This is a genomic window from Hymenobacter sp. H14-R3, from assembly GCF_030063445.1.
Taxonomy (GTDB): domain Bacteria; phylum Bacteroidota; class Bacteroidia; order Cytophagales; family Hymenobacteraceae; genus Hymenobacter.
Window position 1 is genome coordinate 1 of record NZ_JASITD010000021.1, and the last position, 22,850, is coordinate 22,850.

The following is a 22,850-nucleotide window of genomic DNA, read 5'->3' on the forward strand; positions in this document are numbered from 1 at the left end:
TGGGCACGTGGACGGGCAAATGAGGGGACAACCGCGCCCAAAGCGTGTCCGAAATGCGAAATTCTTGAACTGTAGCCATACCCCTAAAATACAACTGATTTTTCCCTATTCGGATAGCCTCTAAGTGCTAGAAATACCAGTAGAAATGGAGGCTAAAGTCATTGCTGCAAATCTGTTACTGCTCGGCTATACCAAGCAATGGCTGGACTGCGGAATCTTAACAGTAGATGACCTCAGCAAGCAATGCGAGGTTTTTCAAACGGGCGAAGACCCCAACTTAGAACACTACCGCTACGGCACTTTCCGGCGGTACCTAACGGCCAATAAATCGCTTTCTGACAGGGGGTTAATCAACTACTTACGCCTCATATTAGCTGATGATGATAGTATGATGGCGGGGGCCGCTGCCAGGGATTTGTTCAGCTTAACTACCCTGACTGATGGCCAATTCAAGTACGCCTGTGAAAAAATTGACACACTCGACGGAGAGTGGAAAACCAGGTTACTCACTAGACAAAAGCTTCTGAGGCTGCTCAAGAAGGATGGTTTAAGCCCCAGCCTGTTCATTAAATGTTTGGATATTGGCGATAAAATAGTGCAGGAATTTATTGTTGGATTGGCTGATAAGCAGCAGCTTACGGAACTCGCTGCAAATGGAATAACCAGGAAAGTGCGAAACCTGGCGGCTGCGCAAGTGAAACACACTGGTTAGGTGGCTTTTCCCCATCATTGCCCGTTGTGGTGGGTTCTCTTGAGCCAATGACAGGTGACTCAAAGTAGTATAGGTAACGTCACTGACCAGCAAGCATTTGAAGAATTAGAAGAAGAAACCACTAACCAACCAGCTAAATATGTCATCGCTAAGTAAGCTGATACTTATGCTCTTAGTAGCTGGCGCGGCCGGCCTTCTCGCCTACCCGCGTCTCTCCACCAGGCTACACCGCTGGCAAACTACCCGCCTCGCTACGGCCGTCATCACTCCCCTAGCGGATACCCTGCATGAAGGCGACCTCATTTTTCATACCTCGCAGTCGGCTCAGAGTCAAGCTATTCAATTAGCCACCCACTCGCCCTACAGCCACTGCGGGCTACTCTACAAAACCAACGGCGAGTGGCAGGTTTTCGAGGCCGTGCAGCCGGTGAAGCTGACGCCGCTGAGCCGCTGGGTGGCGCGGGGGCAGGGCCAGCACTTCGTGGTGAAGCGGCTGCGCGACGCGGCCACAGTCCTCACGCCGGCCGCGTTGGCGCGGTTGCGGGCGGCGGGCCAGCCCATGCTAGGCCGCGACTACGACCTAGCCTTCAACTGGTCGGACAAGCAGATTTACTGCTCGGAATTGATTTGGAAGGTGTACGACCGGGGGCTGCACCGGCAGCTGGGGCAGCTGCAACAGCTGCGCGATTTCGACCTAAATAACCCCGCTGTGCAGGCCAAATTGCATGAGCGCTATGGCAGGCAATTACCCTTAGATGAGCCGGTTATCTCGCCGGCCAGCGTGTTTGCCAGCGCGGAGCTGGTGACGGTACTTAGCCGCTAAAGCTACTCATGCTACAAATACCATGATTGGAAGACTCGCTCCCTCCCTGCTGTTTTGCCTGAGTGCCTTGGGTACGGCTGCCCAAACCAGCCAGGCCTCATTTTCCTTACCGCCCGAAAGCGTGGCTTACCGGCGCATTCAGCTGACTGCAAGTAACTTACGGCTGACTGACAAGCTGAGCCAGTACGCTCAATATGATTTTAGCTCGCTTTGGCTGACAACTGCTAATGAGACGGTGATGGGCTTTATCGGTCCGGGCTATCAGCGCCTGCGCCTTAAAATTCTCACCGCGCAACGCGATAAAGCCGACCCCACCCGCTACCAGGTAACGGGTAAATCGCAGGTGCTGGGTTACGTAAGCGCCTTTAGCGGCGTGGTAGTGGTGCGGCAGGTGCGCGAGCTTCGGGTACTGGCCACCCGCACCGACGAAACCGTATCGCCGGCCCGGCAGGAAGGGATATTGCTGGCAGATTACGAACTGCGCGAAGATGCCTCCCAGCCAAAATCGGGCGTTTTCCGAGGGGTGCTGGAAACCAACTGGTACCTCGATAAGCAGGGCAAACTGGCGTATGACGACATCCGCATGATGAGTGACGGCTTCTGCAACAACCAGTTTGTGGGTACCTGGACGAGCTACACTACCAAAAAAACGCTGCGCTGCAACTGGGGCGATTACCGAATTCCTAATTCGGGCGATTTTGACAGGGGGGCGGGAGAATTTAGCCCCAATCCCAAGTATTACACCAACGGCTGGGACTACTTCGCGGCCCTTTACAGCGGCAATGAAGCGGCACGCGCACGGGCTGAGCTTAAAGAAAAGAAGGTTTGGTGGAAATAACCCCCACCCTACGGTAGCAACCCGATAGCGCATAGCCAAAGGAAGCCGCGCAGCTAACGCAGCCGCAAAAAGCCGCTGAAATGCGCGCGGCGGCGAACGCGACGCGGGCCGGCCGCCGTTAGGCACGCAGCTACCGCGACGGGGGCGCATCTTTGCGGGCGCGTGCTGGTTGGCGGGCTTTTTTCGTTTCTTGCTCCGCGCTGGTTGAAAGGCGCGTTTCTGCCCTTGCTTTCTACTGCCTATTCCCCCTGGTTTATCCTGCTTTGCCTGGCCGTGGGCGCGGGCTACACGGCACTGCTCTACTCGGCCCAGGGCCCGTGGAGCCGGGCCGTCAACTATACGCTGGCGGGGCTGCGCTTTGTGGTAGTGAGCTTTCTATGCTTCCTGCTGCTTTCGCCGTTTATCAAAACGACCACCACGCGCACCGAGGCCCCGACCATCGTGCTGGCCGTTGACAACTCGCAGTCCATCAGCCTATTCACACCTAAGCCGGCGCTGAGCCAACTCACGGTGGGCTTGCCCCAGTTGGCGGCTACCCTGCGCGAGAAAGGCTTTCGGGTTGAAACCCGCACGCTCACCAAGCCCAATACCGCGCCCGATTCGCTACGCTTCACGGCCAGCCGCACCGACCTCAGCCAGCTTCTCAGCGACAGCCGCGAGGCCAACGCCGAGCGCAACCTGGCCGGCGTGGTGCTCGTGAGCGACGGCCTCGTGAACCGGGGCCAAGAGCCGCAGTTTTCGGAATTTAACTTCCCCATTTTCAGCGTGGCGCTGGGCGATACCGTGGCCAAGCGCGACCTGCGCCTCACTGACCTGGTGTATAACCGGGTCGCGTTCAGCGGCAACAAGTTTCCGCTCGAAGCCGAAATCGGCTACGAGGGCTACGCCGGGGGCGCGGCCACCGTGGAGGTGCGCGAGGGCGGCCGGGTGCTGCAAAGCCGCCGGGTGGCGCTGCCCGCCGGCCGCCGCCGCGTCAAAACCACGTTTCAGCTCACCGCGCCCACGCCCGGCAAGCGCCGCTACGAGGTGCGCGTGCTGCCCCAGACCGGCGAGTTTACGGTGCTCAACAACGCCCGCACCGCGTTTGTGGAGGTGGTGAAAGGCAAGCTGCGCGTGCTGCTGGCCGGGGCCGCCCCCCACCCCGACCTAAAAGCGCTGCGGGCCGCCATTCTGGCCAATAATAACTTCGACCTCACGCTGGTGGTGGCCGGCGTGGGCGCGCCGCTGCCCGCCGGCGCGAGCTTCGACGTGGCGGTGCTGCACCAGCTGCCGGCCCGCGGCGGCCTGGGCCAGGAGCTGCTGGCGCGGGTGCGCGCCGCCAAGGTGCCGGTGCTCTACGTGCTGGGCGCGCAGTCTGACTACGCGGCTTATAACCAGCTAATTACGGGCCTGAACGTGCAGCCGCGCGGGGCCCAGACCGACGAGGTAACGCCGCTGCCCAACCCTGGCTTTGCGCGCCTGCCGCTCGATGAGGAAAGCCGGCGGCGCTTGGCGCAGTACCCGCCGGTGCCGGTGCCGTTTGGTGATTTGCGGCTGGGCGGCGGGGCCGAGGCGGCGCTGTGGCAGCAGGTGGGCCGCCTGCCCACCCAAAAGCCGCTGCTGGTATTTGGCAGCGCGGCCGGCAGCGGCCCCCGCGCCGCCACGCTGCTGGCCGAAAACACCTGGCAGTGGCGCCTGGCCGAGGCCATCGCCCACGACAACCACCCCGAGGTGTACGACCGTCTCATTGGCCGCACCTTGCAGCTGCTGACCCAAAACGCCAACAAGAAGCGCCTCGACGTGTACCCCACCCAGGATGCCTTTGGCACCCAGGACGATGTGACGCTGGGCACTGAGACGTATAACGCTGTGTTCGAGCGCATTTACGACCAGAAAATAATCCTCACGCTCACCGACTCGGCCAAGAAAGCCCGCACCGTTACCTTCGCCAACGCCCCCGATGGCTCGCCGCTGCACCTGGGGCCGCTGCCCGCCGGCCTCTACCGCTACCAGGCACGGGCCACCCTCGGCGGCCAGGCCCAGCAGACCAGCGGCGAGCTGCTGGTGCAAAACCAGCCGCTCGAAGCCCAGGAATCCAAGGCCGACCACCGGCTGCTGGCCCAGCTCAGCCGCCGCAGCGGCGGCCGGCTCTACTACCCCGCGCACCTCGATAAGCTGGCCCAGGACATTGAGAAGGCTAATTTCAAGCCCCAGCTTTCCAGCGAAGAGGACTTGAAAGACCTGGTAAACCTGAAGTGGCTATTCTTCGCGCTGCTGGCGCTGCTGACTGCCGAGTGGGCTACCCGCAAGTACCAGGGCGGCGTTTGAGCCAGCTATCGGTTTACGAATAACTCGTTCGTCATTGCGAGTGCAAAGCAGTGGAGCGGGGCAATCTTTCCTTGGTCGTTCGCTTCACTAGGTTAGCAACCCTGGCGTGAAGGAAAGATTGCCGCGCTCCACTGCTTTGCGTTCGCAAGGACAGACGGCTTATTTATAAACGATTAATACCCAAGCTAATAACAACTGAAAATATGCGCTACATCCTCCTCAACAAGCCGTTTGAAGTCCTCACCCAGTTCACCGACGAGCACGGGCGCGCTACGCTCAAAGACTTCGTGGCGGTGCCCAACGTGTACCCCGTGGGCCGGCTCGACTTCGATAGCGAGGGCCTGCTGCTGCTCACCGACGACAAGCAGCTGCAACATCGCCTCAGCGACCCGCGCTATAAAGTAGCCAAAACCTATTGGGCGCAGGTGGAGGGCGTGCCCACCGAGGCCATGCTCACGCAGCTGCGCGAGGGGGTGCAAATCAAGGAGGGTTTTACGCTGCCCGCGGCGGCGCGGCCCCTGCCCGAAGAAGCCAGCGAGGCGCTGTGGCCCCGCAACCCGCCCATCCGCTACCGGGCCAGCATTCCGACTAGTTGGCTGGAAATCAGCATCTCGCAGGGTATGAACCGGCAAGTGCGCAAGATGTGCGCCGCCGTGGGCCTGCCCTGCCTGCGCCTGGTGCGCCAGGCCCTAGGCGACTTGTCGCTGCTCGACGTGGCCCCCGGCCAGTGGCGCGACCTCACGGCCGAAGAAGTTGTGGCCCTGCGCAACTTGGCCGGGGCCGGCGAGCGCCACCCGCGCCCGGCGCGGCCCGCCACCTCGGCCAGCACCTACCGGCCGGGCCCGCGCCGGCCGCGGGCGTAGCGGCTTATCCTGCTCAAAGCACGTTAGGGTACGTCCGCCGGGCCGCCGGTGAAGCTGGCCGACCGATTGTCGCGTGAATGAGGACGGCACTACTGGCTCAGGTGGCACCCGCGACAACCGGTCGGCCGGCTGCGCCAGCGGACCGGAGTCCGTGCCCTTTTACTTGGAAATCACCTAGTTGATGAAGACCCACTTGCTACTGCTGCTGCTGGTGGCCGGCTCGCCGGCCGCCGCGCAGTCTACTACTCCCCTATCGGCCACGATAGGCACCGTCAGGCTGACTTTTGCCCTGAGCCTGGTGGGCCAGCCCAGATAGAAGAGCGTGAAAAGAGAGTGCCCTGCTTCTTGTAGTGAAGCAGGGCACTCTCTTTTCACGCTCTTCTATCTGGCAGCAACCATTTGCCGCTAGTGCGCCGCGAGCTCGCGGTTGGCGGGCAGGTCGTCGGTGTAGTGGGTGTGGGCGGCGCGGTAGGTGCGCTCGAAAATCAGCGGGAAGATGAACAGCGTGAGCACCGTACCCGTGAGCAGGCCGCCGATAACTACGATGGCCAGCGGCTTCGACGTTTCGGAGCCGATGCCGGTGCTGAGGGCCGCCGGCATGAGGCCGATGATGGCCATAAGGGCCGTCATCACCACGGGGCGCACCCGCGAAGCCACGCCTTCGGCCAGGCTGCGGTCGAGGCTCATCTTATCTAACATGTTCTGTTTGAACACGCTAATGAGAATCACGCCGTTCTGAATGCAGATACCAAACAGGGCGATGAAGCCGATACCGGCCGAAATCGAGAAGTTGGTGTGCGTAATGAGCAGCATGGCAATGCCACCAATGAGGGCAAACGGCACGTTGAGCAATACCAGGCCGGCGTCCTTCAAATTACCAAATAAGATGAAGAGGATGAAGAAGATAAGCGCCAGCGAGATGGGCACCACCTGCGCCAGCCGCTGGCTGGCCCGGCGCTGGTTCTCGAAGTCGCCGGTCCACTTCATGGAGTAGCCTTTGGGCAGCACCACGGCCTTGTTCACCTTTTCCTGCGCTTCGGCGATGGCCGAGCCCAGGTCGCGGCCCCGCACCGAGAACTTCACGGCCGAGAAGCGGGTGTTGTCGTCGCGGTAAATGAGGCTGGGGCCGGTTACCTGCTTGATGTCGGCTATCTCGTTCAGCGGCACGGTTTTACCGCTTTGCGTGGGCACCATGAGGGCGGCAATTTGCGTCGGGGTCTCGCGGAACTGCGACTCGTAGCGCACCCGAATCGGGAACTTACGCTCGCCCTCGTACATCTGGCTGGCCTGCTTGCCGCCCACCGCCATTTCGAGCACCGCGTTGGCGTCCGATTTACTCACGCCGTAGCTGGCCATGCGGCGCTCGTCGAGGTCGGCGTGCAGCTCGGGCTGGCCGATGTTGCGCAGCAAACCCAGGTCGTCGATGCCGTCTACTTTTTGCAGCACCTCGAACACCTGGCGGGCCTTACCCTCCATCAGCTTGAGGTCGGTGCCGTAGATTTTGACCGCGATACTGCCCTTCACACCCGAGGCGGCTTCCTCCACGTTGTCGGTAATGGGCTGCGAAAAGTTGAAATCGACGCCCGGAAAGCGGTTCAGCTTCTCCTTCATCCGCGAAATGAGGTCTTCGCGGTAAGCCTTGGATTTCATCTTCTTCTGCACCTCGTCGGTGTGCTTGATTTGCACGAGGAACTCGTTGTTGTAGAAGCCCGTGGGGTCGGTGCCGTCGTTGGGGCGGCCGGTCTGGCTCACCACGTCGCTCACCTCCGGGAAGCCGATAAACACGCGCCGCATCTCGTTACAGAGCTTGTTGCTGGCGTCGAGCGAGATGCTCAGCGGCAGCTGCGCCCGCACGTAAATCGAGCCTTCGTTCAGCTCGGGCAGGAATTCGGTACCCAAAAACTGGTACATGCCCACGCCCACCGCCACCAACGCAGCGGCAAATACCAGGCTGGCCGTTTTGCGGGCATAGGTGAACACAAACACCTTGCGGGCCCCCTTATTGATGGCGCGCAGAAAGAAGTTTTCCTTCTCGCGCACGTTTTTGCGCAGCAAAATGCTGGCCAGCACCGGCACCAGCGTCAGCGTAAAAATAAGCGCCCCCAGCAGGGCGAAGCCCAGCGTCCAGGCCAGTGGCGAGAACACCTTACCCTCTACTTTCTCGAAGGAGAAAATGGGCAGCAACGCCGTGATAATGATGGCCTTAGCGAAGAAAATCGACTTGCCCATGTCGCGGCCGGTTTTCTTGATGATGCCCAGCTTGGCGAGCTTGTTGAAGCGCTCCATGCCCACCTCGTGGGCCTTGTGGTCGAGAGCCACAAATAGCCCTTCCACCATCACCACCGCCCCGTCGATGATGATACCGAAGTCGATGGCACCCATGCTGAGCAGGTTGGCGCTCATACCCTTCAACCGCAGGCAGATGAAGGCAAACAGCAGCGCCAGCGGAATGATGATGCTCACAATCAGCGTAGTACGCCAATCAGCCATGAACAGGAACACAATCACCGTCACGAAAATCATGCCCTCGGTGAGGTTATGGATTACCGTTTCGGTCGAGAAGTCGATGAGCTGCTGCCGGTCGTAGAACGTGCTGATTTTCACGTCGGGCGGCAATATCTTATCGTTCAGCAGCTCTACTTTGGCTTGCAGCAGCTTGATGACTTCCGACGGGTTTTCGCCCTTGCGCATCACCACGATGCCCTCCACCATGTCGTCGTTGAGGCCGCGGCCCACCTTGCCCAGGCGCGGCAGCGCCGACTCCATCACCTGCGCCACGTCCTTCACCAGGATGGGCGCGCCGTTCACGGTTTTCACCACCGTGTTGTTAATGTCCGAGATATTGTTGAGCAGGCCAATGCCGCGCACTACAAAGTTCTGCTGGCCCTCGTTTATCACGTCGCCGCCCACGTTGATGTTCGAGCGCTGCACGGCCGTGTAAAGGTCGAGCGGCGTGAGGCCAAAATCCTGCAACTTGCTGGGGTCCACCGATATCTCGTAGGCTTTCACCTCGCCGCCGAAGCTATTCACGTCGGCCACGCCGGGCACGGCCTTCAGGTTGCGCTCAATTACCCAGTCCTGAATGGTCTTCAGCTCGCGGGTGCTCTTGGTTTTGCTGGCAATGGTGTAGCGGTAAATTTCGCCGGTGGGGCCGTAGGGCGGCTGCACCTCGGGGTTGGCCCCGTCGGGCAAATCAGCGCCGCTGAGCAGGTTATTTACCTGCACGCGGGCGTAGGCATCGTCCACGCCATCGTCGAAAATCACCTTCACCACCGACAGGCCAAAGAGCGTGGTCGAGCGCACGCTGGTTTTTTTCTGCACCGGGTTGAGCGCGATTTCGATGGGCGCGGTCACAAACTTCTCAATCTCTTCGGCCGAGCGGCCGGGCCACTGCGTGATGATGGTAATTTCGGTGTTCGTCACGTCCGGAAACGCCTCGATGGGCGTGTTCCGGTAGCTTATCACCCCGGCAATAATCGCCGCCAGCGTGAGCAGGAAAATAAAGCCCCGGTTTTTCAGGGAAAAGGCAATAATGCCCTGGATGAATTTATTCACTTTAAATAATTATGAGTTATTTTCAATCGACTGTCATTGCGAGCGCAACGCAGTGGAGCGCGGCAATCGCACCGGAACGGCACCCGCGTCAGTCGTTCTGGTGCGATTGCCGCGCTCCACTGCGTTGCGCTCGCAATGACAAATGCCCACATAATTAGTCGTTTAGTTCGTCGTACACGAGCAGTTGGTTCTTGGTCACGATAACGTCGCCGGCCTTCAGGTTAGCCCCGCTCACGTAGCTGACGTCGCCCACGGTTTTGGTCACGGTCACGGGGCGGGTGTCTACCTCGGTGCGGCTCTTGTACACGAGCACGAAGTGCTGGTCCTTGTCGAAGATAACCGAGTTGGCGGGCACCGCTAACTCCTTGGTTTTCTCGGTATTGAGAATACGCACCTGGGCATACATCTCGGGCTTGAGTAGGTAGCCGGGGTTGGGCAGGCGAATGCGCACCTTGAGGGCCTTGCTGTCGGGGTCGAGCACGTTGAACACCTTGTCGACCACGCCCAGGAAGTGCTTGTCGGGGTACGAGAGCGTGGTGATATCGGCCTGGTAGCCCAGCTTCACGTTGGCAATATCGGCCTCAAACACGTTGGCCAGCACCCACACCTGGTCGAGGTCGGCGATGGTAAAAAAGCCGTCGGCATCGGTGTTGGCGTTCGTATACTGCATGCCTTGTGTCACGTTTTTATCGGTGATAAAGCCCGAAATCGGGGCCTTAATCACGTAGTGCCCATCCTGCGACACGCCGTAGATGCCGAGCTGCTTGCCGGTTTTGCCGAGGTTGCTCTGGGCTTTACGCAGTTCCTCGCGGGCCAGCACCACGTCGCGCTCGGCCGCCAAACCGGCCTTAAACTGGTCTTCGGCCACGCTCAGGTTTTTGCTGGCGATGGCCACGTCGGTGCCGGCGGTGCTGTTCTGGTTTTGCACGTCGGCAATTTCGCCCGAGCGCACCACGGCTAGCACCTGGCCCTTAGTTACGTGGTCGCCGAGCTCCACATTAAGCTTCTCAACCACGCCGCCCACGAGCGGGAAAATCTTGGCGGTTTTGTCGCCGTTGGTGGTTACCTGGCCCGAAAACGACTGCTCGCTGCGCACCGGCTCCAGGCGCACGGTGTCGAAAGCCAGCTCTTTCAGCGTTTGGTCAGAAAGCGAGAATTTTTTGGTAGTAGCCTCCGTAGCGGCGGTTTCGGGGGCCTTGGAGCAGGCCCCCAGGCCCAACGTCAGGAGAAATAAAAGCGCGGAGCGATTCATCTTTTCAGTTAGCAATTAGCAGTTATTAGTTGTCAATCATCAGTTATCCATCATCAGCGCACGGGCTTTATGCTGATTGGTAGCTGCTGATTGACTTTACTCGGCCCGGAAAAAGGTGCGGCCGGTGGCCAGGTTTATGCCCTCAAAGGCGCGCATCCGGTTGGCCCGCAGCGTGTTGAGCTGAATGACATTATTCTTGTAAGCTTCGTAAAAGTCGAGGTATTCGACTACACTAATGAGGCGCTTGGTGTAGCCCTGCTCAATGTTGTCGATGAGGCGGGCAAAGGGTGTAGTGTCGCGGCTGGTATTTTGGTACAGCTCATCCTGGCGCAGGGCCACCTGGTAGGCCTCGTGCACATCGCGGCGCACCACCAGCTGCTGCTGCTGGGCCTGGGCCTGGGCATTGCTAATCTGGGCTTTAGCCGCCGCAATGTTGCCCTGGTTGCGGTTGAAGATGGGCACTGCAATGCCCAGCGTCAGCGAGTTATAATTGTTGAAATACGAGCCCAGGCGGTCGTAGCTGTAGCCCACGGCGAGGTCGGGCGTGGCCACGGCGCGTTGCAGGCGCAGGTTCAGCTCCTGGCGCTGCACCTCGGCGCGGCGGGCTAGCAGGTCGGCGCGGCGCACCACGGCCGTATCGGTGAGCTGCTGCTCGGGGAAAGGGGCCAGCGACAGCGTTTGAATACGGTTGACGTTCACGGCCGGCTGGTAGGCCGAGCGGGTCGAGTCGCGCAGCAAAATGTGCAGGTCGGCCTGCGAGTTGGCCTGGTCCGTAACGAGGCCCAGCCGCTCACTTTCCAGCGTAAACAAAAAGGCTTTCAGGCGAATAACCTCTTTGAGCGCAATGTTGCCCTTGTCGTACTGGCTCTGGTAGAGGCCTACGGTGTGGCGCAGCTGCGGAATCTCGTTGTTGTACACGCGCAGCGTGAGCTGGCGGTAGTAGATGTCGTAGAACGTGGTGCGGAGCTGAAAGCGCAGGTTACGCACCAGGTCTTCGAGATTAAACTGCTCTACCACAGCCGCTTGCTGTTGGGCGCGGCCCGCCGCCCGCCGCCGCCCGGCCAGCGCAAACAGCTGCTGCGCCTGAATGGCCAGCTGGTTGCGGTTGAGGTCGGGGTTATTACCCACCGCATCCTGCCGGTGAACGGCCTGCTGCACCACGTTCTGGTCCACCAGGATAGTGGGGTTGTCGATGAGGCGGGCCTGCACAGCCAGCGCCTGCGCCGCTGTAATGTTGTAGCGCTGGGCCAGCAGCAGCAGGTTGTTTTGCACGAAGCGCAGCTCGGCGTCGGGCAGGGTCAGGCGCACGGTGTCTACGGGCAGCGGCGTGCCGCCCACCGTGAGGGGCGCTTGCGCGTGGGCGGCCAGCCCCAGGCTCAAGCCGGCCAGCAGCAGGCCGGCGCGGCGCAAAAGGCTATTCGTGGGGAGGGTGGCCCGCGGCGGGGCGGGCCGCAACCGGCGCTGGGCCGTTTCTAAAAATCTTTGTAAAATCACTTTTTTTTACGCTGTCTAGCGAGGTGCTTGAGCAAAGCTAACAGGAAGCTCTTGGACTTCATTCACGGACATTACACCTTCACTATACCCTCATTAAGAACAGATTAGAAGTACATTAGAAGCTGATTAGGGACGCCTTAGAAACAGGTTAGAAAGCCCGCCCAGGGCCGCCAAAAAGCGCCCACCCAACGGGCCACAGCTTTCTCAATAAATTATATTTCAGACAGTTGCGCACGGTGCCCGGGTGCCCGCAGGCGGTGGCACACTCATTAGCAGGCACCAGCCAAAATAAATGCTAAAAACATTGACGCGGTCCGCACTAAGCCCTTCGCCGGCCGGGCGGCAGCCCCTGTTCGCCCGCAGCCGCTTTGCGCCGCTTAGTCAGCTGCGCGCCCGCCCAGCATCAGCTCGGCCACCGTGCCCCGGCCGGGCTCCGAGCGCAGCGCCAGCGTGCCACCATGCAGCGCGGCAATGCGCTGGGCCAGCGGCAGCCCCACACCGTGCCCCACCACCCCGCGCACCGCCGCCGCCCGAAAAAACGGCTGAAACACCTGCGCCAGGTCCTCGGCCGCAATGCCCAGGCCGGCGTCGGCCACGCGCACCACGCAGCCGCCGCCCGGCTGACAACGCAGGCTCAGCAGCACCTTTTTATCGTCGGCCGAGTACTTGAGGGCATTATCAACGAGGTTGCCCAGCGCCCGCGCAAGCAGGCCGCGATGGCCAGCTATGACAAAGGCCGCCGGGTCGGCGGGCAGGTCGGCGAGGTCGCCCAGGTCTACCTGCACGCGGGCGCGCCGGGCGGGCGTCACGCCTTCGCGCACCTCCCACAGCAGCTCATCGAGGCGTACTTCCTCCGTCAGCTGCATCGAGCCTTCGGCCTGCGCCATATCCAATAGATTGTTAATCAATTCTTTAAGTTGCAGCAACTCACCCAGCACCGAGGCGGCTCCTTCGCGGTAGTTCTCTGGCGAACGCTCGCGGGCCAGCAGCACTTGCAGCTCGCCAATGCTGGCGGTGAGGGGCGTGCGCAGCTCGTGCGAGGCATTGCGCACGAAGGTGCGCTGGCCCTCAAAGCTGGCTTCGAGCCGCCCCAGCAGCCGGTTGAAGGTGCGGGCCAGGCGCGTGAGGTCGTCGCGCTCGCTGGTGCGCAAAAAGCCTTCATCCACGCGCTGGTGCAGGTCGAGGGCCGTAATGCGGTCTACTTGGTCGTTGAGGGCCGCGATGGGGGCCAGCGCCCGCCCGGCAAAAAACCGCCCGGCGGCGTAGATAACGAGCAGGCTCACCACAAAAATCACCCCCATAATGGTGGCCAGGCTTTGCAGCCGGTGGTGGCCATACACGTTTTCGGCGGCGGCTACTATCACGTAGTCGCCCTGGTTATCGCGGTAAAAAATGCCCACGGCCTGCCGCGCACCCAGCTTGAAATACACTTCCCTGCTTAACACGATGCGCGCTAGCAGCGCATCGGAAAGCCGCACTCGCTCGTCGGCCGCCACAAAGCGCACCCGCCCCGAGGCGTCGTACACCTGCAAAATCTCGTTGCTAAGCGCTTGCAGGTATTTTTTCTCAAAGTCGCGGAAGGCACTGGCCCGCATCTCGTCTTTTTCGAGGTAGATGTAGCTCGTCACCTGCGCCCGCTCGCGCAGCCGCTGCTGAAACTCGCGCTGCGAAGAGGTGAGCTGGAGTGCAAATACCAGCGCCAGCACGGCCAGCAGCAGCACGGCCACAATGCTCAGAAAAAGCCAGGTCAGGCGGTTGCGAATGGTCATAGTTTACCAGTGGGGCGCTTCCGTAAAATTACTCTTCGCGCAACACGTAGCCCATGCCTACTACGGTATGAATCAGTTTTTTAGCAAATCCCTTGTCCACCTTATTGCGCAGGTAGTTCACGTACACGTCAATTACATTGGAGCCCGCGTCGGGCGAGCCTTCCCAGGTATGCTCCGCTATTTCGCCCCGGCTCAGCACGCGGCCCTGGTGGCGTAGCAGCAGTTCCAGCAGGTTGAACTCGCGGGCCGTGAGCTTGATGGGCTGGCCGGCGCGCACCACGGTTTTAGCGGCCGTGTCCACCACTAAATCACTCAATACAAGCTCCTTGTTCTTAGCCGCGCGGCGGTCGCGGCGGCGGGTGAGGGCGCGCACCCGCGCCAGCAGCTCGGCAAAGTCGAAGGGCTTCACGAGGTAGTCGTCGGCCCCGCCATCGAAGCCCAGCAGTTTGTCTTGCGTAGTGCCTAGGGCCGTGAGCATGAGCACGGGCAACTCCTGGTTTTGGGCGCGCACGGCTTTCAGTACCTCCAGGCCGCTTTGGCCGGGCAGTATCACATCCAGAATAAGCAGGTCAAATGCTTGCTCCAGCGCCAGCCGCTGGCCAAAGGTGCCGTCGTAGGCCACTTCTACCTCGTAGCCCTCTTCCTCCAGCCCGCGCCGAATGAAGGCCGATACTTTGGGCTCGTCTTCGACTAGTAATATCCTGGTTGACATGAAGTTGTAAGGTAATCTTTAGCTTGCCGCCAGGCGCGTGTACCTGGCCAAGCCCGGCATTTTTCCTTCAATTTGTAACAGCGCCCGGCAAGCTAAAGCTTACGCTACCTCTTTAGTCGTCCTCATAGTCCATCCCCAGGCAGCTATTCAACGCCTGCTGAATTTCGCTGGCGGCGTGCAGCTGCCCGGCTTTTCGGCTCACTACCAAGCCCTTGCGGTATACCTGCTCAGCTTCATCTTTCTTGCCAAAGCCTTCGAGCAGCTTACCGGCGTGGTAGTAGGTGCCCACGTAGTCGGGGTGCTCGGTCAGCAGCTTTTCGTAGTAGTCCCAGGCGCGCAGTGGCTCAGCGGCTCGGTATTCGGTGGCCAGCGCGTAAATGGTGAAGGCATCGGTGGGGTCGGCTTCGTAAAAAGCTAACAGTTGCTGGAGGCGGCTGGGGGTATTCATGGGCAGTAGTTTTGGCTATCTTTGGGGCAAAATTGCGACTTTCAGGCCGCATTCCGGTTGTATGGGTTGTATAGGAGGTTGAAAGACCTTTTTAGGCCTGGCAATTGTTATGCAAGCCTACTGCTTTTGTATTCTCTCCTCACCCTACCCTTGCCTACATGAAGTTTCTGGTTTGTATTTCTAACGTGCCCGACACGACCACCAAAATCACCTTTACGCCTGATAACAAGGAGTTTAATAAGGCTGGGGTTCAGTTCGTAATTAATCCCTGGGACGAATACGCCCTTACCCGCGCCATCGAGCTGAAAGAGGCCAACGCCGGCAGCACCGTAACGGTGATTAACGTGGGCGAGGCCGATACGGAACCCAACATCCGCAAGGCGCTGGCCATCGGGGCCGACGACGCCATCCGGGTGAATGCCGCGCCAAAGGATGCCTTTTTCGTGGCCGAGCAAATTGCGGCCGTCGCCAAAGAAGGCGCTTACGACGTGATTTTGATGGGCAAGGAAAGCATCGACTACAACGGCTTTCAGGTGCACGGCATGGTGGGCGAGCTGCTCGGCATCCCGACCGTAGCGCCCGCTATGAAGCTGGATATGAGCGGCAACACTGCCACCCTGGAGCGCGAGATTGAGGGCGGCAAGGAAATCGTGAGCGTAAACACGCCCTTCGTGGCCTCGTGCCAGCAGCCCATGTGCGAGCCCCGCATCCCCAACATGCGCGGCATTATGACGGCCCGCACCAAGCCCCTGAAAGTGGTGCCCGCCACCGCCGGCGACGCCCGCACCACGGTAGCCGAGTTTGCGCTGCCCCCCAAGAAGCAGGGCGTGAAGCTCATCGACGCCGACAATGCCGGCGAGCTGATTAAGCTGCTCCGCAACGAAGCCAAAGTCATCTAAATTCTAATCTGTCATTGCGAGCAGGAACGACGAAGCAATCTTTCCTTTTCGCCAGGAGTAATAATCCAACGACAAGCAGGGATTGCTTCGTCGTGCCTCCTTGCAGTAACAGCCGTTTTCTAACTCAGAAAATCCCACCGATATGTCAGTTTTAGTAGTAGTTGAATGCGATAAGGGTGAAGTAAAAAAGTCTTCGCTCGAAGTGGCTACCTACGGCGCGCAGCTTGCCGCCCAGCTGGGTACCAGCGCCACCGCCATTGCCGTGGGCGAGGCCACCGATGCCAACCTGGCCAAGCTCGGCGAGCAGGGCATCAGCAAGGTGCTTTATGATAAGGAGCCGCGCCTGAAGGACTTCGTGAACAATGCCTACACCAAGCTCATTGCCACGGCCGCCCAGCAAGAAGATGCCAAGGTGATTGTGCTGGCCAACAGCAACATCGGTGCTTCGGTAGGCTCGCGCCTGTCCATTCGCCTGCAAGCCTCGCTGGCCACCAACGTGGTAGAATTGCCCAAAACCGACGGCGGCCAGTTCACCGTGAAGCGCGGCGCTTTCTCGGGCAAGGCGTTTTCGGACGTGGTGCTGAGCGGCGAGCGCAAGATTATTGCCGTGAAGAAGAACTCCATCGAAGCCCAGCACGAGGCCGGCAAAACGGCCGAGGTAGTGGCGTTCGCCGCCCAGCTCACCGACGCCGACTTTGCCGACGCGCCCAAGCAGGTGGTGATGCAGGACCAGGCCGGCGGCGTGCTGCTGCCCGAGGCCGCGCTCGTAGTGAGCGGTGGCCGCGGCATGAAAGGCCCCGAAAACTGGAACCTCATCGAAGACCTGGCTAAGGCGCTGGGCGCGGCCACGGCCTGCTCGAAGCCGGTGAGCGACGTAGACTGGCGCCCTCACCACGAGCACGTGGGCCAAACCGGCATCACGGTATCGCCCAACCTGTACATTGCCTGCGGCATTTCGGGAGCCATCCAGCACTTGGCCGGCGTCAATTCATCGAAGGTGATTGTGGTGATTAACAAGGACCCCGAGGCGCCGTTTTTCAAAGCGGCCGACTACGGCATCGTGGGCGACGTATTCGACGTGCTGCCCAAGCTGACGGCCGCCGTGAAGGCGCTCGGCTAAGGCGTACTGGCTGAAGTAGACCGTCATGCTAAGCTTGCCGAGGCAGCTCGCTCGTATCGTTGGGTTTGCAAACCCCAACGGCGTGGTAGAGAGGCTTCAGCAAGCTCAGCATGACGGTCTTTATTTTTTATTTAACTACAAATTTGGCGATTTTCGTGAGCCGTTTCCGGCCGTAAGCGCTTTATTTGTCGTAGAGAACTCACACTACCCGTTTCACCGGACTCGAAACGTCCCCGCGAACCTTGAAAAAAATTCCGCTCGAAATTCTGGGCCTGTCCTCCTCGCAGTCGCAATCCGGCTCTTTTGCCCTCATCCTGGGCGAGAAGCATGGCAATCGCCGCCTGCCGATTATAATCGGTATGTTTGAGGCGCAGAGCATCGCCATCCAGATTGAAAAAATCAGCCCCAACCGCCCCCTCACGCACGACCTGTTCAAGGCCTTTGCCGAACACGTGCATGTAACTATTATTGAAGTAGTTATCTCCGACCTCAAGGAAGGCGTCTTCTATTCGCGCATCGTGTGCTCCGACGGGGCCACCACGTTTGAGATTGACGCCCGACCCTCCGATGCCATCGCCATCGGCCTGCGCTTCGGCGTGCCCATCTTCACGGTGGAGAGCGTACTGGGCGAAGCCGGCATCATCCTGTCCGACCTCGACGAGGCCGGCGAAGAAGGCGAGGATGAGGACGACCACGACGAGGAGGACGAAGACGACAGCGACAGCGAGGCCGCCCGCCCGGCGGCGAAGGCCACCGAAGCGCGTGAGCCCAGCGGGCAGGTTTCGCTTGATGAGCTAACCAAGATGTTGGCGCAGGCGCTGGAAAAGGAAGACTACGAAAAAGCCGCCAAAATTCGAGACGAGCTCAATAAGCGTAACGGCTAAGCTGCTCCTCCCTTATCAAAGTCCCGGCCGATACCTCGGCCGGGACTTTTAGGTATCTGCTTTCTGTAAAATATTTAGTACTATGTCGTTATCCGTGTCGCAGCGCGGGCAGGAAATGCCCGTTTCCCCGTTTCGCAAGCTGGCCCCATTTGCCGAGGCTGCCGAGCAGCAGGGCAAAAAGGTGTACTACCTCAACATTGGCCAGCCCGATATTGCCACGCCGCCCAGCCTGTTTGAGGCCTTGCGCAAGGCCGACATCCGGGTGCTGGCCTACAGCCACGGCGCGGGCACCGACAGCTACCGGCAGAAGCTGATGGCCTACTACCACCGCGCCGGCATTGAGGTGAGCGTGGAGGAAATAATGGTGACTACGGCCGGCAGCGAGGCCATTTTATTTGCGTTGCTCACGTGCCTCAACCCCGGCGACGAGCTGGTGGTGCCCGAGCCGTTTTACGGTACGTACACGGCGTTTGCCGTGGCAGCGGGCGTGAAAATAGTGCCCGTAACGGGCACCATCGACAATGGCTTTGCCCTGCCCCCACTGGCTGATTTTGAGCAGGTTATTACGCCGCGCACCAAGGCTATTCTGCTTTGCAACCCCAGCAACCCCACGGGCCACGTGTACACGCAGACCGAGTTGAACGACCTGCTGAGCCTGTGCCGGCGGCACCAGCTGTACCTGCTTTCGGACGAAGCCTACCGCGAGTATTGCTACGACGGGGCGCGCTCCATCAGCGCGCTCAACCTGGCCGGCGGCGAAGAGTACGTGGTGGTGCTGGATACTATTTCAAAGCGCTACAGCGCCTGCGGCGCGCGGGTAGGCTCGCTCGTGACGCGCAACCAGCGCGTGTTTCAGGCGGCCTTCCACTTTGCCCAGATGCGCATAAGTCCGCCCGGCCTGGGCATGCTGCTGGGCGAGGCCGCCGTGGCCCTGCCCGAAAGCTACTTCGACGAAAACCGGGCCGAGTACCAGGCCCGCCGCGACCTCACCGTGCGCCGCCTGCGGGCCATGCCCGGTGTGCAGTGCCCCTTACCGGGCGGCGCATTCTACGTAATGGCCCACCTGCCGGTGGATGATGCCGAGCGCTTCGGCGAGTGGCTGCTAACGGATTTTGCTTACGAAAACCAGACGCTGATGCTGTCGCCGGCCAATGGCTTTTACCAAACGCCCGGCCTGGGCCAGCAACAGGTGCGCCTGGCCTACATCCTGAACCTGCACGACCTCGACCTGGCCCTCACCTGCCTGGAGCAGGCGCTGCTGGTGTACCCCGGCCGCATACCAGAGCCAACGGAGGCGCTGGAAACGGCCAGCAATTTTTCTTAAGGTAGTTTTAAGTAACAGCAAGGCTGGCAATTACGTCTGAGAGGGTTCACTGCCCCCCCTTTATGCAAGCCACTACTGCCCCGCCCGCCACCGCTACCCACGACTACTCGGCCGCCATGCGCGCATGGCACTGGGTAAATGCCACGTTGGTATCGGGCCAGCTGCTAACCATTCTGTTTCAGAAGGTTATCGTGAATGCTAAGGGAGCCGTGCCCGAGTTTCAGGCCGCCATTACCAAAGGTGGCGGCACGCTTACGCAGCAGCAGGGCCGGGCCGTGGCGCACGTTATCAGCGAGCGCATCTGGGCCTGGCACATATGGATGGGCGTGACGCTGGCGGCCTTCTGGCTGTTCTGGACGGTGATGCAGGCGCTGGACCCGGCCGGCCGGCGCTTTGGGGCGCGCCTCATGGCCGCCGCCCGCCGCTACAAACTGGCCGCCCCGGCCGAGCACGCCGACGCCCGGCACGCGCTGCTGGCCAAACTCACCTACGCGGTGTTCTACCTGGCTATCACCCTTATGGTAATAACCGGGCTGGGGCTGATTTGGGCCGATGACGTCGCCTTTTTGGGTAACATTGAGCATACCGTGAAAGAAGTGCACAGCGCGACGATGTACGTCATTATCGGCTACATCGTGCTGCACGTGGCGGGCGTGGTGTGGGTGGAAATCACCAAGGACCACGGCTTAATCTCGCGCATGGTGAGCGGCGCGGCCCGCGCCAAAACGCCGCACAACTCTTAATAAACGGTCGTTAGGTTGGCGCACGGGGCAGTAACTTTGCCGCTACTTCCTTCTCCCACCCGCCATGGTTAAAACGAAAAAATCGGTCAAGCGCGAGCTGATTCTGGCCGAAGCTGCCAAGCTCTTCAAAGACCGGGGCTACAGCGGCACGTCGATGCGCGACTTGGCCGGGCAGGTGGGCATGGAGGCCGCTAGTATGTACAACCACATCAAGTCGAAAGACGAGCTGCTGGATACCATCTGCTTCCGCATTTCGGACACGTACATCTCGCAACTACATGAAATAGAGCGTACTGCTATTCCGTACGGCGAGAAAATAAAATCACTCGTGCGCCTGCACATTCGCCTGATGGTGGAAGACGGCGCGGCCGTATCGGTGGCCAACCACGACTGGAAATACCTGCCCGAGCCGCGCCTCACCGAGTTCAAGCAGGCCCGCAAGAGCTACGAAAAAGGCTTTGCCGCGCTGATTGAGGCCGGCATTGCGGCCGGCGAGTTTCGGCCCGTCAATGCGTCGGTGGCGCTGTTTACGGTGCTTTCGGCGGTGCGCTGGGTCGAGTTATGGTACCGCCCGGGCCGGGGCCTCACCGCCGAGGAGCTGGAAAACAACATTATTACCGTGCTGCTGGGTGGGCTGGAGCAGCGGTAACCCAGTCAAAGACCACAACAAAAGGGCCGCTCCTTATTCAAGAAGTGGCCCTTTTTATTTTAGTATAATCAATTGAAAGTCAGTATTTTATACTATAAATCAATCCTCGTCTTGGAGCCTTGGCCAGCCTACTTAGAATAGCAGAGGCCTTCTTGAAGCAAGCTATAAGCAGAAATTATTACTCACGAAATCGCGGCCGTCCGGCCAACAGCAAACCTAGCCAGTGCGAGTACGAAGCTCGCACGATGACCCACTTCAAGGGAATAAGCTCGCCCGTTGCGGGACGAAAAGAGGACACAGAAGCTGGCGCGCTACTTTTACGGCTATGCCTACCCGCGTACTCGCCTACATCGCTTTCATCGCAGCCGTTTGCTGGACGCTCTTCGCCAGCTGGTTACTCATCATCACTGTGCTGGACGACCCTCAACACGCCTGGCTTTCAATTGGGTTGATGTCGCTGGTGATAATTCCCACTACCTGCACTGCGCTCTACGTGTACCGCACCAGCATCAACCAGCGTGCGGATGCCAACGCGCAGGTGCCTTTGGGCTTTACGAATAATTTGGAGGGGAGGCTGCACCAATTTCAATGGGCGCAACAGGCTTTTTTCAACCATCTTGGCATCAGTCGCTGCCTTACGAATGGGAAGATGAGCGCGGTGGCGCAAAGCCACTACAAGCATGGCCGCGGCATGAACGATATCCCCGTTGCTTACCCCGATGTACTTGACTACCAGCAGCAGCAGTGGGTGGAGGCCTACACCGAGCGCAATGCTACCACAGAAATACGGGTCAAGCTGGATAACAGTGGCGAATGGGAGCCAAGCAACCAAATCAACTTTCACATGCTGGCTCTCTGGCAGCAGGAGGGGCTGGTATGCGCCGTGTGCAGTCACTTGCCCAAGCCCGCCGAACTGGCGTATGCGCCCGCCGACGCAGCCCTGGGGGGCGAGGTGGGCACGGTGCTTTACGGCAACACGGGCCTACTGCTGCTAAACCCCGCGCTTGGATTCAGAAAAACGTAAGCTTACCCGCTGCCTACGAAAGCGCGCTCCACCAAGCGTTGACGCACTTTTTTACCCGGGCAGGCCAGTCCGGCGCTTGGCCAATGCGCAGCGCCTATACTGAGTGGTAGTTCTCAAACTACTTTTTGACAACGCAAAAGCCCCACTTGCAGCTTGCAAATGGGGCTTTTAGTAGAGAGGATGGGATTCGAACCCACGATAACCTTTTGGGCTATACACACTTTCCAGGCGTGCTCCTTCGACCACTCGGACACCTCTCTGAATGGGGGTGCAAAGATAGGGCAAGGTTGGGGGTTTTGGTTGTTTGCTTACGGGTTTTTGGATGTAAAAGGGCGATTACTACCCCTACACGGGGCTTATTTCGCCCCGCAGGTCGTGGCTGAGGAGGTGGCGCGTTTCGGCCTCGCCCCGACCCAGGCCCAGTACAAACATGAGCTTGGTGATGGCCGCCTCGGTGGTGATGTCGTCGCCGCCGATTACGCCCAGGTCGGTGAGGTGGGCGCTGGTTTCGTAGCGGCCCTGCACCACGCGGCCCTCCTCACACTGGCTCACGTTGAGGATATAAACCCCACTGGCACAAGCTTTTGCCAGGCAATCCAGGAACCAGGGCGCGGTGGGCGCGTTGCCCGAGCCGTAGGTTTCGAGCACGCAGCCGCGCAGGCCGGGCACGCCCAGCACGGCCCCCACCACGGCCTCGGTGATGCCGGGGAAGAGCCGCAGCACGGCCACTTTTTCTTCGAGCTGCTGGTGCACGTGCAGCCGGGCGGCGGGCAGCAGTCGAATACTCTTGTCGTTAAAATCGAGGTTGATGCCGGCGCGGGCCAGGGGCGGGTAGTTTTCGCTTTTGAAGGCGGCAAACTGCTGGCTTTCCACTTTTTTGGCGCGGGTGCCCCGAATAAGCACATCATTGAAAAACAGGCCCACCTCGGGCAGGCGCACGGTATGGGCACGGGGGTGGCGGGCGGCAGCTATCTCCAAGGCCGTGAGTAGGTTGCGAGCCGCATCGGAGCGGGTGCGGCCCACCGGCACCTGCGCGCCCGTAAACACCACGGGCTTGCCCAGGTGCTCGAGCAAAAAGCTGAGCGCCGCCGCCGAATACGCCATGGTATCGGTGCCATGCAGCACCACAAACCCATCGAAATGGGCATAGTGATGGCCGATGAGCCGGGCCAGCAGCAGCCAGTTGGCGGGCGTTACGTTGCTGCTGTCGATGGGCTGGGGCAGGGCCAGCAGCTCCAGGCGGTAGGGCAGCTGGCGCAGCTCGGGCAGCTGGCTATCCAGCTTTTCGAAGTGCATGGGCACCAGCTCCTGGCGCTCGTTGATGACCATGCCCACCGTGCCGCCGGTGTAGAGGATGAGCAGGCGCGGGGCAGTGGCATCGGTCGCGTCGGCGGCGGTAGGCAGCGTGAGCAGGGGCAGGTTGGTAGGCATGAG

General features: G+C 60.2%; 20 protein-coding genes and 1 tRNA gene. 13 read left to right on the forward strand and 8 right to left on the reverse strand.

Annotated features, from left to right (window positions below; genetic code table 11):
- Positions 1–145: 145 nt before the first annotated feature.
- From QMK33_RS17285 to QMK33_RS17310, 6 genes are all read left to right on the forward strand, one after another.
- Positions 146–712: a hypothetical protein gene (locus QMK33_RS17285; RefSeq protein ID WP_283565869.1), complete on the forward strand. Its 567-nt coding sequence runs from the start codon at positions 146–148 to the stop codon at positions 710–712.
- A gap of 166 nt (positions 713–878) precedes the next feature.
- On the forward strand, positions 879–1,535 hold the full coding sequence (locus QMK33_RS17290) for a YiiX family permuted papain-like enzyme (RefSeq protein ID WP_283565870.1): 657 nt from the start codon (positions 879–881) through the stop codon (positions 1,533–1,535).
- 22 nt (positions 1,536–1,557) lie between these two features.
- Positions 1,558–2,373 (forward strand): hypothetical protein, encoded by an 816-nt coding sequence (locus QMK33_RS17295; protein WP_283565871.1) that lies wholly within the window; start codon positions 1,558–1,560, stop codon positions 2,371–2,373.
- 225 nt (positions 2,374–2,598) lie between these two features.
- A complete protein-coding gene (locus tag QMK33_RS17300; RefSeq protein ID WP_283565872.1) occupies positions 2,599–4,680 on the forward strand; it encodes a VWA domain-containing protein in 2,082 nt (693 codons plus the stop codon).
- A 203-nt stretch (positions 4,681–4,883) separates the two neighbouring features.
- Positions 4,884–5,543, forward strand: coding sequence for a pseudouridine synthase (locus QMK33_RS17305; RefSeq protein WP_283565873.1), 660 nt, complete (start codon positions 4,884–4,886; stop codon positions 5,541–5,543).
- 178 nt (positions 5,544–5,721) lie between these two features.
- Complete coding sequence (locus QMK33_RS17310; RefSeq protein ID WP_283565874.1) at positions 5,722–5,859, forward strand: hypothetical protein; 138 nt, start codon at positions 5,722–5,724, stop codon at positions 5,857–5,859.
- A gap of 89 nt (positions 5,860–5,948) precedes the next feature.
- Here QMK33_RS17310 and QMK33_RS17315 read toward each other — a convergent pair whose 3' ends face one another.
- From QMK33_RS17315 to QMK33_RS17340, 6 genes are all read right to left on the reverse strand, one after another.
- On the reverse strand, positions 5,949–9,098 hold the full coding sequence (locus QMK33_RS17315) for an efflux RND transporter permease subunit (protein ID WP_283565875.1): 3,150 nt from the start codon (positions 9,096–9,098) through the stop codon (positions 5,949–5,951).
- Positions 9,099–9,252: 154 nt separating this feature from the next.
- Complete coding sequence (locus QMK33_RS17320; protein WP_283565876.1) at positions 9,253–10,350, reverse strand: efflux RND transporter periplasmic adaptor subunit; 1,098 nt, start codon at positions 10,348–10,350, stop codon at positions 9,253–9,255.
- Between the two features lie 96 nt (positions 10,351–10,446).
- Complete coding sequence (locus QMK33_RS17325) at positions 10,447–11,844, reverse strand: TolC family protein (protein WP_283565877.1); 1,398 nt, start codon at positions 11,842–11,844, stop codon at positions 10,447–10,449.
- Between the two features lie 377 nt (positions 11,845–12,221).
- Positions 12,222–13,613 carry a sensor histidine kinase gene (locus QMK33_RS17330; RefSeq protein ID WP_283565878.1) on the reverse strand — a complete coding sequence of 464 codons (1,392 nt, stop codon included), beginning with the start codon at positions 13,611–13,613 and terminating at the stop codon, positions 12,222–12,224.
- Positions 13,614–13,641: 28 nt separating this feature from the next.
- Complete coding sequence (locus tag QMK33_RS17335; RefSeq protein WP_283565879.1) at positions 13,642–14,325, reverse strand: response regulator transcription factor; 684 nt, start codon at positions 14,323–14,325, stop codon at positions 13,642–13,644.
- Positions 14,326–14,437: 112 nt separating this feature from the next.
- Complete coding sequence (locus tag QMK33_RS17340; RefSeq protein ID WP_283565880.1) at positions 14,438–14,773, reverse strand: tetratricopeptide repeat protein; 336 nt, start codon at positions 14,771–14,773, stop codon at positions 14,438–14,440.
- Positions 14,774–14,931: 158 nt separating this feature from the next.
- On the opposite strand from QMK33_RS17340, the gene QMK33_RS17345 reads away from it, so the two are divergent.
- The 7 genes from QMK33_RS17345 (at position 14,932) to QMK33_RS17375 (ending at position 21,416) form a co-directional block, all read left to right on the forward strand.
- On the forward strand, positions 14,932–15,672 hold the full coding sequence (locus QMK33_RS17345; protein ID WP_283565881.1) for an electron transfer flavoprotein subunit beta/FixA family protein: 741 nt from the start codon (positions 14,932–14,934) through the stop codon (positions 15,670–15,672).
- Between the two features lie 142 nt (positions 15,673–15,814).
- Positions 15,815–16,792: an electron transfer flavoprotein subunit alpha/FixB family protein gene (locus tag QMK33_RS17350; RefSeq protein ID WP_283565882.1), complete on the forward strand. Its 978-nt coding sequence runs from the start codon at positions 15,815–15,817 to the stop codon at positions 16,790–16,792.
- Between the two features lie 242 nt (positions 16,793–17,034).
- Complete coding sequence (locus QMK33_RS17355) at positions 17,035–17,676, forward strand: bifunctional nuclease family protein (RefSeq protein ID WP_283565883.1); 642 nt, start codon at positions 17,035–17,037, stop codon at positions 17,674–17,676.
- Between the two features lie 82 nt (positions 17,677–17,758).
- Complete coding sequence (locus QMK33_RS17360; RefSeq protein ID WP_283565884.1) at positions 17,759–19,000, forward strand: pyridoxal phosphate-dependent aminotransferase; 1,242 nt, start codon at positions 17,759–17,761, stop codon at positions 18,998–19,000.
- 62 nt (positions 19,001–19,062) lie between these two features.
- Entirely contained in the window at positions 19,063–19,743 is a 681-nt protein-coding gene (locus tag QMK33_RS17365; protein WP_283565885.1) for a cytochrome b/b6 domain-containing protein, read from the forward strand.
- A gap of 64 nt (positions 19,744–19,807) precedes the next feature.
- Positions 19,808–20,392: a TetR/AcrR family transcriptional regulator gene (locus QMK33_RS17370; RefSeq protein ID WP_283565886.1), complete on the forward strand. Its 585-nt coding sequence runs from the start codon at positions 19,808–19,810 to the stop codon at positions 20,390–20,392.
- A gap of 325 nt (positions 20,393–20,717) precedes the next feature.
- Positions 20,718–21,416 (forward strand): hypothetical protein, encoded by a 699-nt coding sequence (locus QMK33_RS17375; protein ID WP_283565887.1) that lies wholly within the window; start codon positions 20,718–20,720, stop codon positions 21,414–21,416.
- Positions 21,417–21,588: 172 nt separating this feature from the next.
- On the opposite strand, the gene QMK33_RS17380 is transcribed toward QMK33_RS17375, so the two are convergent.
- Positions 21,589–21,676, reverse strand: a tRNA-Ser gene (locus tag QMK33_RS17380).
- Positions 21,677–21,761: 85 nt separating this feature from the next.
- On the reverse strand, positions 21,762–22,847 hold the full coding sequence (locus QMK33_RS17385) for an asparaginase (RefSeq protein WP_283565888.1): 1,086 nt from the start codon (positions 22,845–22,847) through the stop codon (positions 21,762–21,764).
- Positions 22,848–22,850 lie beyond the last annotated feature (3 nt).

Coding starts and splice junctions, on each gene's coding strand:
- QMK33_RS17285 (WP_283565869.1), top strand. CDS start 146: ATGGAGGCTAAAGTCATTGCTGCAAATCTGTTACTGCTCGGCTATACC.
- QMK33_RS17290 (WP_283565870.1), top strand. CDS start 879: ATGCTCTTAGTAGCTGGCGCGGCCGGCCTTCTCGCCTACCCGCGTCTC.
- QMK33_RS17295 (WP_283565871.1), top strand. CDS start 1,558: ATGATTGGAAGACTCGCTCCCTCCCTGCTGTTTTGCCTGAGTGCCTTG.
- QMK33_RS17305 (WP_283565873.1), top strand. CDS start 4,884: ATGCGCTACATCCTCCTCAACAAGCCGTTTGAAGTCCTCACCCAGTTC.
- QMK33_RS17320 (WP_283565876.1), bottom strand. CDS start 10,350: ATGAATCGCTCCGCGCTTTTATTTCTCCTGACGTTGGGCCTGGGGGCC.
- QMK33_RS17330 (WP_283565878.1), bottom strand. CDS start 13,613: ATGACCATTCGCAACCGCCTGACCTGGCTTTTTCTGAGCATTGTGGCC.
- QMK33_RS17335 (WP_283565879.1), bottom strand. CDS start 14,325: ATGTCAACCAGGATATTACTAGTCGAAGACGAGCCCAAAGTATCGGCC.
- QMK33_RS17340 (WP_283565880.1), bottom strand. CDS start 14,773: ATGAATACCCCCAGCCGCCTCCAGCAACTGTTAGCTTTTTACGAAGCC.
- QMK33_RS17345 (WP_283565881.1), top strand. CDS start 14,932: ATGAAGTTTCTGGTTTGTATTTCTAACGTGCCCGACACGACCACCAAA.
- QMK33_RS17350 (WP_283565882.1), top strand. CDS start 15,815: ATGTCAGTTTTAGTAGTAGTTGAATGCGATAAGGGTGAAGTAAAAAAG.
- QMK33_RS17360 (WP_283565884.1), top strand. CDS start 17,759: ATGTCGTTATCCGTGTCGCAGCGCGGGCAGGAAATGCCCGTTTCCCCG.
- QMK33_RS17365 (WP_283565885.1), top strand. CDS start 19,063: ATGCAAGCCACTACTGCCCCGCCCGCCACCGCTACCCACGACTACTCG.
- QMK33_RS17370 (WP_283565886.1), top strand. CDS start 19,808: ATGGTTAAAACGAAAAAATCGGTCAAGCGCGAGCTGATTCTGGCCGAA.
- QMK33_RS17375 (WP_283565887.1), top strand. CDS start 20,718: ATGCCTACCCGCGTACTCGCCTACATCGCTTTCATCGCAGCCGTTTGC.
- QMK33_RS17385 (WP_283565888.1), bottom strand. CDS start 22,847: ATGCCTACCAACCTGCCCCTGCTCACGCTGCCTACCGCCGCCGACGCG.